The sequence below is a fragment of the Microcoleus sp. PH2017_08_TRC_O_A genome (assembly GCF_020738665.1).
Classification (GTDB): Bacteria; Cyanobacteriota; Cyanobacteriia; order Cyanobacteriales; family Microcoleaceae; genus Microcoleus.
Genome location: NZ_JAEQCE010000011.1, coordinates 1 through 12,151, shown reverse-complemented (window position 1 = coordinate 12,151; position 12,151 = coordinate 1). Strand labels below are relative to the sequence as shown.

General features: G+C 42.3%; 15 protein-coding genes. 10 read left to right on the top strand and 5 right to left on the bottom strand.

What is annotated here, in order from left to right; genetic code table 11:
* Positions 1-146: 146 nt before the first annotated feature.
* Positions 147-473, bottom strand: a complete 327-nt coding sequence (locus JGK22_RS04665) for a hypothetical protein (protein ID WP_293205396.1) — start codon at positions 471-473, stop codon at positions 147-149.
* 193 nt (positions 474-666) lie between these two features.
* Between JGK22_RS04665 and JGK22_RS04660 the strand changes: the two genes are divergently transcribed.
* Together JGK22_RS04660 and JGK22_RS04655 are read left to right on the top strand one after the other, a co-directional pair.
* Positions 667-1,002: a nucleotidyltransferase domain-containing protein gene (locus tag JGK22_RS04660; RefSeq protein ID WP_293205398.1), complete on the top strand. Its 336-nt coding sequence runs from the start codon at positions 667-669 to the stop codon at positions 1,000-1,002.
* Positions 999-1,394, top strand: coding sequence for a HEPN domain-containing protein (locus JGK22_RS04655; protein WP_293205400.1), 396 nt, complete (start codon positions 999-1,001; stop codon positions 1,392-1,394). The genes JGK22_RS04660 and JGK22_RS04655 overlap by 4 nt, the downstream gene beginning before the upstream one ends.
* A 56-nt stretch (positions 1,395-1,450) precedes the next feature.
* On the opposite strand, the gene JGK22_RS04650 is transcribed toward JGK22_RS04655, so the two are convergent.
* Positions 1,451-2,542 (bottom strand): hypothetical protein, encoded by a 1,092-nt coding sequence (locus JGK22_RS04650; protein WP_293205402.1) that lies wholly within the window; start codon positions 2,540-2,542, stop codon positions 1,451-1,453.
* Positions 2,543-2,757: 215 nt separating this feature from the next.
* Between JGK22_RS04650 and JGK22_RS04645 the strand changes: the two genes are divergently transcribed.
* The 8 genes from JGK22_RS04645 to JGK22_RS04610 all read left to right on the top strand — a co-directional run bounded on the left by JGK22_RS04645 (position 2,758) and on the right by JGK22_RS04610 (position 10,289).
* Positions 2,758-3,006, top strand: coding sequence for a hypothetical protein (locus JGK22_RS04645; protein WP_293205405.1), 249 nt, complete (start codon positions 2,758-2,760; stop codon positions 3,004-3,006).
* Positions 3,007-3,459: 453 nt separating this feature from the next.
* Complete coding sequence (locus JGK22_RS04640) at positions 3,460-4,515, top strand: ParM/StbA family protein (RefSeq protein ID WP_293214440.1); 1,056 nt, start codon at positions 3,460-3,462, stop codon at positions 4,513-4,515.
* Positions 4,516-5,069: 554 nt separating this feature from the next.
* Positions 5,070-5,606, top strand: coding sequence for a hypothetical protein (locus tag JGK22_RS04635; protein WP_293205410.1), 537 nt, complete (start codon positions 5,070-5,072; stop codon positions 5,604-5,606).
* A gap of 479 nt (positions 5,607-6,085) precedes the next feature.
* Positions 6,086-7,066, top strand: coding sequence for a hypothetical protein (locus JGK22_RS04630; RefSeq protein ID WP_293205412.1), 981 nt, complete (start codon positions 6,086-6,088; stop codon positions 7,064-7,066).
* 115 nt (positions 7,067-7,181) lie between these two features.
* The gene (locus tag JGK22_RS04625; RefSeq protein WP_293205414.1) at positions 7,182-8,009 is read left to right on the top strand and encodes a hypothetical protein; all 828 of its coding nucleotides are present in this window, start codon (positions 7,182-7,184) and stop codon (positions 8,007-8,009) included.
* A 185-nt stretch (positions 8,010-8,194) separates the two neighbouring features.
* Entirely contained in the window at positions 8,195-8,776 is a 582-nt protein-coding gene (locus tag JGK22_RS04620; protein WP_293205416.1) for a hypothetical protein, read from the top strand.
* A 26-nt stretch (positions 8,777-8,802) separates the two neighbouring features.
* Positions 8,803-9,873 (top strand): hypothetical protein, encoded by a 1,071-nt coding sequence (locus JGK22_RS04615; protein WP_293205418.1) that lies wholly within the window; start codon positions 8,803-8,805, stop codon positions 9,871-9,873.
* Positions 9,874-9,962: 89 nt separating this feature from the next.
* Positions 9,963-10,289, top strand: a complete 327-nt coding sequence (locus JGK22_RS04610) for a hypothetical protein (RefSeq protein WP_293205420.1) — start codon at positions 9,963-9,965, stop codon at positions 10,287-10,289.
* A 270-nt stretch (positions 10,290-10,559) separates the two neighbouring features.
* On the opposite strand, the gene JGK22_RS04605 is transcribed toward JGK22_RS04610, so the two are convergent.
* The 3 genes from JGK22_RS04605 to JGK22_RS04595 all read right to left on the bottom strand — a co-directional run bounded on the left by JGK22_RS04605 (position 10,560) and on the right by JGK22_RS04595 (position 11,874).
* Positions 10,560-10,940, bottom strand: coding sequence for a DUF6876 family protein (locus JGK22_RS04605; RefSeq protein ID WP_293205422.1), 381 nt, complete (start codon positions 10,938-10,940; stop codon positions 10,560-10,562).
* Positions 10,941-11,080: 140 nt separating this feature from the next.
* Positions 11,081-11,347: a hypothetical protein gene (locus JGK22_RS04600; protein ID WP_293205424.1), complete on the bottom strand. Its 267-nt coding sequence runs from the start codon at positions 11,345-11,347 to the stop codon at positions 11,081-11,083.
* A gap of 35 nt (positions 11,348-11,382) precedes the next feature.
* Positions 11,383-11,874: a hypothetical protein gene (locus tag JGK22_RS04595; protein ID WP_293205426.1), complete on the bottom strand. Its 492-nt coding sequence runs from the start codon at positions 11,872-11,874 to the stop codon at positions 11,383-11,385.
* Positions 11,875-12,151 lie beyond the last annotated feature (277 nt).

Genomic DNA, 12,151 nt, shown 5'->3' with positions numbered 1-12,151 from the left:
TTAAGAAGTGCCGAATGTGGGCTATAAAGCCGTAAAAAAGTGGTTTTAATTAGCCAGAAAAGAAGATTTTTTTGAATTTTTAACTGAATCAACAAAAGTTTCCCAAGTTATTGGTGTTCCAAAAAGCAACAATAGTTGTGAGGCAGTCAATCAAGCTTGTGTCTGTTCTCTATCTGTTCTAAATACTGCAATTTAGTGGGAGTAAGAGCAGTTGCTCTTTCTAATAAGTTCAGGATTTCTACTTCAAACGGATCTAGATTTCCTAATTTGTGAAGTCTGTCAGTGCGATCGCAAATTTCTTGAAGTCCCGGTTGATTGTCTAGCGGTACAGCAGTGAGAGCCGAGTGTTTGAAGGTATGTAAGTTCATGGTAAGAGTAGGGATGTGTCGCATCCACACAGTGGCAGTTTTCTCCCCTACTGACTGAATGCGGCCTAACCGGCCATTAACATCTTCGCGATCTGGCGCGTACACGGATACTAAGGAAGCAATTTTGAGCGTCAGGTGGTGAGCGATGGCAGGTTGCTTTTCAGGTTTTACCGAACGACATAGCCCCTGTAAAGTTTTGGCAACTTGAGCCGGACGACTGCGAGCATCATTTGCCAGTATAATTGGTATATTGCCAATATCTTAGCTAAAAAAATCATCGATTGGCTTATAAACAACTATGCCAACTTCAACGATCAATGTTCAACTCAAAGAAATTGTCGCCCAAACCCGCCAGGGATTAGAAAATCTTTATGGCGAACAGTTAATCCGAATCATTCTCTATGGTTCCCAAGCCAGAGGCGATGCTAGACCGGACTCCGATATTGATATATTAATCCTTCTCAAAGAACCATTCAATTACTCCCAAGAAAGCGAGCGTATTTCTGTTTTGATTGCCGATATATGCTTAGAACATACCGTCGTGATTAGCTGTATGTTTGCCACACTTCAGAAGTACCAAGAGTATGAAAGCGGTTTCTTTCGCAATATCCGTTGCGAAGGAGTCCCAATATGAACCCAGAGCAACAAAGGTTACTTGATAAAGCCGATAGAACTTTGCAGGCTGCACGAGTTTTATGTGACCAAGGCTTTTTTGAATCGGCCGCTTCCCGCGCTTATTATGTGATGTTTTACATAGTCACTGCATTTTTAGAGTCAGAGAAATTATCTTATTCTCGCCACTCCGCTGTCATCGCCGGTTTCGGTCAAAAATTTGCTCGTTCGGGGCGGGTTCCGGTACAGTTCCATCGCTACCTAATAGATGCCCAAAAAACTCGATTAGAAGCTGATTATAACGCTGATATACAAATCTCGCAAACAGACGCAGTGCAAACAATAGATCGGGCAGAAGAAATGCTCAACTTTGCTTTGGCAAATATTGATTCTATTCCTCCATCCTCTCCTTGATTCAGGAGATAGCCTGCTTTCCACTCCTGCACCCCCCAACTATAGTTGTGAGGCACTCAATCAAGTTTGTGTCTGTTCTCAATCTGTTCTAAATACTGCAATTCGGTGGGTGTAAGAGCAGTTGTTCTTTCTAACAAGTTCAGAATTTCTACTTCAAATGGATCTAAATTTCCTAATTTGTGAAGTCTGTCAGTGCGATCGCAAATTTCTTGAAGCCCCGGTTGATTGTCTAGCGGCACAACAGTGAGAGCCGAGTGTTTGAAGGTGTATAACTGCATGGTAATGGTAGGGATGTGTCGCAGCCACACGGCAGCCGTTTTCTCCCCTACGGACTGAATGCGGCCTAACCTGCCGTTAACATCTTCGCGATCTGGCGCGTACACCTCTACTAGGGAGCCAATTTTGAGCGTCAGGTGGTGAGCGATGGCAGGTTGCTTTTCAGGTTTCACTTTCGGGCACCGCCCCTGTAAAGTTTTGGCAACTTGAGCCGGACGACTGCGAGCATCCGAAGCCAAAGCAAGGACTTCCTTCTTTGTCAACCCCGCAGAACGAGTCAGTATTTTCCACTTCACATCTTCTCCTCCAAGAGAACTGAGGACATCTACAGCTTGAGTAAATTTGGCATCCCGGTAAATTGTCCTGGGAGAAGTTTTGAACTGTTCTCCCAGTTCTCGCGCTGTTTCATCTGTCAAACTGTCATTTTGACAGTTTGCCTCTCGCTTGCCCCCGCGAGATTGCTTGGTCAGTTCGTACCAAGTGCCACGCAGGTAACTAACAGATTCGGATGTCAGGCTGCGCCGCCCCAGTTGATTGGCGATCGTCCAGACCTTGACTGCGTTCCGGCTATCAAAAGATATCTCTACAATTTGGTAGGGGATGCCGTGCGCGGTACAAATATCATATCGGTTGTGGCCGTCGAGGAGAAGCTTTTCCTCCGCCCAAACTACTAATGGGTCGCGACATCCCTCGGACAGAAGGCTGGCTTGCAGGGCGGCTTTTTCGCCCTTACTCAGAGGAGGGATGAGAGATTGGAATTCAGGGTCTATCCGTAGTGGTTTCGCAACGGAGGAGGTGCACCCTCCAACACCCCCTGGTAAAACAATTAATGCTTGTCGTTCCCGATCGTGATCGTCTGCTCCTGATTGCATTTTACGCATTCCTGGCTCGCTTGTTGAGTGCAATTCGCACCCGCACTGACTCCTCTACTCCCCTTGTGGCGAAGCGCGGGCAGAATTTTCCTGTACTCCGCTTGTGGCGAAGCGCGGGCAGAATTTTCCTTGAATAATTCAACGATAACATAGTGAACGTCGAGAATCATCAATAAAATGCGAAAATAATTAAAAAAGGAAATGTGATCGACGCCATGCCACCCAGGAAAGGAATTCACCCCCATCCGAACTCATTAGCCAACCTCAACCGATCTGGTGGGCAATCTCGCTATGAAGAGCCCAAGAAGCAAAGAAATATTCAGGTAACGTCGGTAGGGTGGGAGGGAATTCGCGCGATCGCAATTGAACGGGGATTGAGCCTCAACGAATTGATCGAACAGATTGGCCGGGGTTTGATTCCCCTTGCTGAAACCAAGGAAAACCATTCAAAGTTGAAATACTGATGCTACATTAACGACGATCGGCAAACAGAGTTTACTTTCCCCGAATTCACGATTGTAGGCATATCTGTCGCAGAGTCGCGTGTAAGCTACCAGAAAATTATTGACCTCGTTAATTATTCGCACTTTAGCTAATCGCTGCTGCGAGAATCTGCGACAAGCAATGCGTAATTCCAAGAAAACCACGGCGCAACCGTGGTTTTGAGTTTGAGGTCAATACTGACTGTAAAAATATTAACAATCTTTCAGACAAATATTAACGATTGTGCAAATATTAACTCAATTTTTTCACACTTTCTGAAAAAATAGATATGTCTTTTGGTCGATCGCTAAAACAGTCCCCCTTGGGTTAAAAAGGTAAAAAGCAATTAATTATTTGAGCTTTTAACGGTCGCCAAATAATTAACTGCGATACCAATCATTCATGTTTGATACGAATCATTCATGTGTAAAAATATGGCATTATCCGCAAAAAAATTAGTAGCTAGTATAGACTTCGGAGGCTGTGGGGTGAAGTCAGTAATGAGCTCGTTCAAGAGTGCCAAATTGACTTCAAGCTATATGGAACCCTATGCAGTATCAGTGCCACATTCCAGCGCTGCCGAGTTGCAGGTATCCCTGAAGCTATCCGACCCCGAAAACTGCTGCTGGGTTGGCTGGAACGGTCAGTACGTGGCACTGGGATACTTGGCCGGAACGCACTTTTTGGGAAAGGAACGATTGGCAGAAGCAAAGGTTGCTACGGCAGTTTACAAAGTTTTGGGGATGCTGTGGGTGGCTTCTGAGAGGTTGCAGTTGGGTTCTCAGTTTGATGCTTCTCTGTCACTGCTGCTCCCAGCTAACGAAATGCACTCGAAATTAGCGCTAGCCGAAAGGATAAAAGAAGTAGCTAAGAACTTTGTGGCACCGACAGGAGAAATTCAAGTAAACGTTAGTACAGTACGCTGTTTGCCAGAAGGTGCGGGGATATTTTACTTGCTAGCAGCTCGTATGCCAAATGAGTTGAGAAAGTCGGACATTGCAATAGCGATGTTGGGGTATCGAAACGCATCAATATTGGTATCAAGGCGGGGAACTTTAGAATTAATTTCTACTTCAAATTTGGGATTTCACGCACTGATTAGAGAGGTTTCTAAGCGAACCAATAACACATATCCCGAAGAACTGGTTTCAGTGGTAGCTGCTGGGGGATGGGCCGGTAACAAGCTGAGTTTTGAACTGTCGGCAGCGGTTAAGGAAGCGCAACCGCTTTACTTCGGGGTGCTGGAAAATTGGCTGAAAAATTCGATACCCAAAAGCTGTAAGCAACTCGTATTTTGTGGCGGAACAGCCGATTATTTAAAGTTGAAATTAGAGGAGACTTTTGTCACAAATTTTAAGCTGATTTGGCACGCAGGCGAAAGTTTGCCTCATTCTTTAGATGGTTTTGAGTTGGGTAACAGGCTGCTGGATGCTTACGGTGTTTACTTAGCAGAAACCGCTGTCGCAGGAGAGTTATCAGTTAACCGTTAAATTATTGACAGTCTAGGAGGCATTGAGATGTTAATTATGTCATTCACGTTTGGTTTCCTTTCACTGCGTTATGTAAGTAAACTCCGAATCTCAAATCCTAGTGGGACTTAGACAAAAACCGAGGTAAAAATGGCTTCAAACTTAGATGGAGAAACACTTTTCGCTTAATTAGATATAAATCTTGTATTGAAAAGGGTTTCAGCCGTTTTGAGGTTAAGTAACCACAAAAAATTAATTACATAAAGACTCCTTACTAGGTAAAGGTTTTAGTCAAAATATTGTGTAATTAATTCTGTTTAACTACTTATCGACCGTTTTGAGGTCATCGACTTTTTGGATTTATATTGTTTCCGGTTGTATCGGAATGATTTAACTTTCTAGGACACAGAGAACGCAGAGGAGAACCCAGAGAGATGAATAATTTTTATGAATTGCAGATTTGATACCCAGAATGGTTTTCAGCCACTTCAAAGGCTAGAAAATGTCTAAATCTCACTAGCAAAAGTGTCGAGACTGCGTAAGTCCTAATTGATTTATAGCAAGGAGCAAAAACCGTGGATAACATTGAGAAAAATCAGGAAATAGAGCAAAGATTAACCCGTAGTTCAACTACAGTATACACTCAAATAACCGTGAAACTGAGAGGTTTAGAAGGCACATCCGACCGTGAGATTTTGGAGTTATTCTCTGGCGTTGACGAAAAGGAGATTGCAGAAATTTATGTTTGGCCGGCATTGAGATTAATGTGGAAACTGCGTGCCAAGGAAGTTGCAGGTTGTCGGGATGATAGAAAATTAAAAGAGTGTGCTGAGTGGATGCGGCGAGAACTCAGGGAGGTGGACAGTCTTGCTAGTTCGTATTTAGAAGAAGCACCCCTCACCTCAATTAGTGCGGGCGATTATAAACAATTAGTTTTGTCGTGTTTTGAGGTTTTAAAAAGAATGTCTGGTTCCGGTAGTTCTGTTGCGACGGCAGATATTTCAGTAGGGCAAAGATATGCAGAAGAGTCTTTATCAGAGAATCAGATGTCGGAAGAAGAAGCTCGGATTATGGCGTTGAAGTCGCTCCAAAATCTGAGCGATAGCTTTTAAAAGGTTGAAGTTAACAGCGATTTGAGCAAGCAGTTTCTTACATTCAATCAAGAAGTCGTTCCCAAACCTGAGCGATAGCTTTAAAAAGGTTGAAAGTTAACAGCGATTTCAGCAATCAGTTTCTTGCATTCAATCAAAAAGTCGCTCCAAAATCTGAGCGATAGCTTTTAAAAGGTTGGAGTTAACAGCGATTTCAGCAATCAGTTTCTTGCATTCAATCAAGAAGTCGTTCCCAAACCTGAGCGATAGCTTTTAAAAGGTTGAAAGTTAACAGCGATTTCAGCAATCAGTTTCTTGCATTCAATCAAGAAGTCGCTCCAAAATCTGAGCGGTAGCTTTTAAAACGTTCGAGTTAACAGCGATTTTAGCAATAAATTTCTTACATTCAATCGAGAAGTGGCTCCAAAATCTGAGCGATAACTTTAAAAAGGTTGAAAGTTAACAGCGAAGCAACCAGTTTCTGATATTAAATTAAAAAGATGGCTAGAAAGAAACAAGAATTAGGAGATGCTATGGACGCAGAGAATGGAACCATAGGTTTTGCTGCTGACGGCGAATACAACTACGGTTTAGATGGAACTCAAAATGGACAAGAAGGTGTAGCAGTCGCAGATTCCCAACAGTTGTTTTCGCTTCCAGAACAGGCACACTGGGTACATTTTTGGGGAGGAGAATCTGGTGGGGTAGGTAAGTCAACCTGCTGTCGCTTGATGGTGCATTATTTGAGCGAGAAATTGAAGAGAGAAGATTTTTGTGCCATCGATTGCGATCGCACACAACCGGATGTTTCTAATTGGTATGGCGGGCAGTTGGGGGAGCGGTGTATTACCAGTTTGTTTTCAGAATCAGAAGAACTTTCTTCCGAAGCGGATGCAATTATTGAGAAAGCGATGGTGCAAGATGCGATCGTAAATTTGCCAGCTCAGGCATTCGACTCTTTTAAAGAGTGGGCTCGCCGCAATGCCCTTGCAGATGTGGTAAAAGAGCTCGGCATAGTGCCGGTGATGTGGTTTGTTTCCGATGGTACGCCTTCCTCTTTAGCGCTTTTTGTTGATTCAATGCGCGAGTTTGGTTCTTGGATGCGACACGTTTGGGTGCGTAACTATGGCCGGGAGAAAAGCGAAGTGGCTTGGCAGGCTTTGGAACAGCGGGAAGCTTTTATGAAGCTCAAACCCGAAAAAACTCCTTTGCTGTACGCTTCAGTTGAAATGAAAATTGCGGGGGTTTCTAATTTCGATGGAGCAGGTGTATCTGGATTTTTCATTATGAATGTGCCGGCGATGTACGCGCCAGATCGAAAAATCTTTGAGGAAGAACAGAAGCCTTTAAAAATAGTAGCAGAAACTATGAGGTCTGGAAAACCCTTATTTAGTATTAGAAGCCGAAAGTTTTTGGAAGATGTCTGCACTCAATTTGACATAGTGATGACTCATATGGGAGCCAAAAATGAAAAATTTTAGCCTTTAATTTTTGGTTTTGAGATGCTAAGTCAACATTTAATAGCAAAAAATGGAAAATTTTAGCTTTAATTTTTGGTTTTGAGATGCTAAATCAACACTTAATAAAGGAACAAAAATGGAAAACTTTAGCTTTGAATTGTGCGATTATACAAAGCCTTTCCTGCATTTTGTAGGAGGAGAAAGCGACGGCAGTGGCAAGTCTATTGTTGCAAAGCTTTTGGCTGAGTGGATTCCAGGGTGTGCGCTATTTGATGCGGGGAGAGGTGGCAATTTGAAGAAGCTTTTTAAATCTAAATGCGAAATTATGGAACCTCCTCCCTGCGATGATTTGGATTGGGCTTGTGAGGCACTGGAATTAGTTCGTCAGGGGCGATCGGCAGTTATCGATTTACCAAGCCGGCGAGCAAGTGAATTTGCCTGCTGGGCTGCATCTAACAGCGTCGGTAGTGCTGCTGTCGAGAATGGCTGGGGTATTTTCCTGTGGTGGGTTTGCGACGGTACGGTTGAGTCTAAATCAGCCCTGCAAAAATCTTTGGAATTAACCGGAGGCGAATTGATACATATTTTAGTACGCAATTTGCATTTTGAGAATTATTGGTCTGACTCTAATAGCAAGTGGGAATGGTGCGACGAAGATTGGTTTTTGGAACGGGAAGAAGCAGGCAATTTGAAGTCGATCGATCTGCCTAAACTGACTGCTGGACACATGAATTGGCTTTCCCGCATGGACGTTACTTTTTTAAACGCACTTTCTGCAAAAGATGCGGTAGGCAATTTTGAATTTTATGCAAAAACGCGATCGGCTGTATTTCGATTTGTGCGAGCTAGTTTTAAGCAATTCTTTCGCTGCAATGAAAGTTTGTACGAAAATATAGACGAAAATGCGGAGAAGAATGTCAAGGAAAATACTAAGGAGAAACTAGAGAAATGTAGGAATATTTAGAGAAGAATGTTAAGGAGAATCTAGATAAATGTAGGAATGTTTATAGAATAAGCTATTTCGCATTAAAACTGGGATTTTTGAGCGCTAGACTTCTTGCTGTGTCGAGATAGCTCGCTCAAGTTAAATGCAGGACAGCTTAATGTGAAGGAGACTGTAGGGAATAATATTAAGGAGAATGTAAGATAGTGAAACAAACAGAGTTAGATGTAGAAGATTTCGACAGCGAGCCAGAAGAAGACTCTGGTAAAACCGCTGTCTTAGATTACGAAAGAATTCGGGAAATAGTTCAGTGGTTTGCCCCAGAAAATATACCAACTAGCGTGGAAGAGTTTAAAAAAGATGTGGTAGAGGAACTTTCTAAGAACCACGATGTTTCTCCGAATGACCCCGAATTTGACACTCTTCTGAGAATGCAGAGGTTGGAACTTCTTTTGCGATTGCTTCCATCTATATTTGATGGAGTATTTTTCAATTGGCTTGAGCGGGTTAATAGCATTACGAAAGAGCAGGAAGAATGGCTGTTTGAGGTTAAATCTATAGCCGAGCAGTATGCACTCCAGGCAAAGGCTTTGGCACTTGAACCGTTATCTAAACCAGATGGGACTTTTTTGGGTTCAGGAGTTACTCGAAGCGGGAAAACATTAGATTTAAAATTTCTGCTAGCAGCCGGGTTATTTTCACTGCTTACATTTGTAGGAGGTTATCAGTTAGCTTTATCTAATTGCCAGTCTCATTTAACATTGCCACAGCAGAAAACAACGAAGTAATTTAACAACAAAAAATGATGGTTAATATGCCGACAAGAAAAGCAAAGATAGCAGAAAAAGAAGTAGTAGCAGAGTCGCCAATAGCAGATTTAGATCGGCAAGTTACTGCCGTCGCGGAGGATTCATCTAAAGCCGTGTATTTGGTAGATTTGATGTCAAAATCAAATCAAAAAGCCTTGTTTGGAGAAAAAGGCGATCGCCCAAACGATATTGCACTAGCCGCAGTAGTAAACGATGCGAAAGGAGTACAGAAAGCCGCTGCGGAAGCCGGGTACGAAGTAAAAGGTTCAGTTGATACAATAGGGCGCGTCGCAATGAAATCGCTGGGCGTCAGTGCAGAACCCGGTACAGCACCGGCTGTTTTCAAAAGTCAGCACGGTGACAGTGCTAGTAGGTTAGATTCGGCGAAATCGATGGTGAAAGAAGACCCTACACCGGCGACTACCATTGACATTCATTTAAAGGTTAAAGAATCGGCTCCTCAAGCATACGAGGCGGTGTGTCCGGCACCTTTGAAGCAGCAGCATTCTGAAGTATATTCGATTCGGAGAATCAATAAGGAAATTCAAGAACAATCTTGGAAATCGTCATCCGAGGATGCTTATGCTCTTGGCTCAATTAAACCGATTCAAGACTTATATCAATCTGAAGCGACTGCGAGATTTACCAGGATAAAAGAAGAGGTTCAACCGAAGATTGATGGCATTTCATTGAACAGTTTTGTAGAGTGGGCTGCGGACGCTCAGAAGCTGCATCGTAGTCCAGAATATCAAGACCGGGTTCAGAATGCTGGCAGAATGAAAGTAACGGGTGATCTACTTGATACGAAGACTTTATCAGAGTCTTTGAAACAGTATGAAGCAAGCATCCAGCAAGCGGACAACGGTAAAGTTCATTTGAAAAACGAGCGGATAGAAAGTCGTCCGACACCTGCTGCTGTCCGAGAATATAAGGAGGAAATGAAAGCTGCTCATTACGAGTCGATGCCAAAACAGTGGGATGTTGTCCAGCAGTATATGGAAAAAGATCGGGAATCTGCTTCTAAGCTCCAGGCATTACCTGCTAAGAGCAAAAATTCTTCGGAATTGGGAGGTTGATTATAAGTTTGTGTTGATTTTTTGCGATTTCGATTTCGATTTCGATTTCGATTTTTATTTCAATTTCCAGGTTAAAATTAGGAGTTTTTATGGTATTAGATGTTGTTTCAGCAAAAAACACCTTGAGGGAAATTAGGGATTTGTTGATGCCTCAAGACATTCCAGAATATGCGGTTTATTGCGTTCGTGGTGTACCGTCTTATAAATTTTGTCCTAGTCTACCAGGCGATGACGGATTTTGGGTTGTAGGGGGAGAAGAGCGGAATGATTTAATGAACCAATCAGAAATTAAGCAATTGTGGGAATTTGAAGAGGCAATGATTTTTGATGGTGAACTGGTTTACGGCGTGAAAGAAGGTCAAGTAGTTGAAAACAAGTATTTATTGCTGCGGCAGAACTTTTTAGAAGTGATTTGACTTTTGTCTTGGCCACAGTCTTTGAAAAAAAAGGAAACGTGCAATCATTGCACGTTTCCTTCATTATGTAAGATTTAGAACATTTTCGGTTTAGCTAAATTAGGGCTTACGTAGTGAGAATAATTTTTTGTCATTCTGATCTAACGCAGAGCTTCGAGACTGGGAACAATCTCGAAGCCTTCCAGTGCCATTACAATGTGTAAGTGTCACAAATGTTGAGCGCACTCCCCAACTAGAATCTTTAATTTTGGTGTGGACTGTTAAATCAGTTTAGTATTCGGACGGTAATAGCAAAGTGGTGTTGCACAACCACAGCTTAATTTCGTCTAGCGGGAAGTCCGAAAACTCTATTTCTTGGCTGTAGGCGGGTGGTGTTTCTGAATCCTCCTTACAAATCAGCAAAAATTCACATTCCTGCTGTCTTGTGAGTTCCCAGATTTGGAATCCTTTGAGCATTTCATTGCCCGATTTTTTGATGTCTGGTTGGTATGAGGCAATTGCGTCGATTAACCAAGTACATTCTGCTTCTCGAACGAGGAACATGACACCTTCCGTTAGTTCGAGCGTCGTCTGAATTAGCCGATGAGTGTACAATGTTTCGCTACCGCCAAAGCCCGGTAGTAACTCCAGCAATTCTTCTTTTGTTTTCATATATTTGAGTTGTGATTTATCAAAAACTCGGCGCGAAGCGCTATTATGATTGGGTTGTAAAAAAAAAGAGAATTAGTTGACTCTGAAGTTATAATTCTCTTTCTTAACATTTATCGTCAGTTTTTCCGAGTTTTTCAGAATCATAATGGTTCAATGTGGCAAGAATCTTGGCAAGTGCAATGGAGATTTTGAAGGCGTTCTAACTCTTCAATTTTTGCAGTTGTTAGGTGGGTTAAAGTCAGCTTTAGGTGGCTGATTAAACTTGATAAAGCCTCTACACTTTCCGTACCAAACTTCAGGGTTACGCTGGTTTCGTTGAAGCCTTCAAATAGCGTTACTGTGTCAGGGCTAGAGCAGCAAGTAGTTAAGCTGCTGACATATACGATGTGGCTTGATGTAATTTTCATGGTATTTTTTAGCTTGCGAATGCGAATTTGCGCTGTTACTGGCGCGGAGCGCTTGCCAGCCTTGATTGACGAGAAAACCACTTGGCAAAATTAGTACAGTCTACTAATTTCCATCCTACCTGGGCGCAAATTTGGTGGGCATTTTGAAGTTCTTCTTCTGTGAGATTTTTGTATTTTTGCGCTTGACCATTCTTTGTGAACAAATAAGTTTCGTAAAACTGACCAACTTTCGCGTAACCTACTGTTTTAGTGATTGTTTCTGGCTTCAACAAAAAGTCAGGGCAGTGCCAGACTTTCACTTCTAGTTGACAAGTATTGATTCTTTTTGATTGGCGGATTTGGCAATCACCCCATCCGTGAGTTATTAGCAGCTTCATGAATTTTTCGGCTGCTGCTTGCGAATCAAATCCGAAATAGGCAGTTTGCCTTGTTCCTTGAGGATTGATTATTTCGCCGGATTTTTTAGAGTGGAGGACAAATTTCCATCCTTCATTGAGCAAAGTTATTTGTGGGAAAATTTCTGCCATTTTTTGGATTCTGAGCTGAGTTCAATTACACAGCGCAGAGCGCCAACTACATAGGGCGGGTATTTATATTCTACTGGTTGAGCTTACAGCAATATTATCGCAAATTATTTAATAAGGAATGAAAATTTAATAACATCAGCGATGTATAATAAATAAATGAGTGAATATGAATAGGTTCATGTTTCGGTATGGATGTCAAATATTATACCTACTTGGTTATTCTTATGTCGCCCATGATTTGTTGATTTGAATCATTTATCCTAACATAATTTATGTA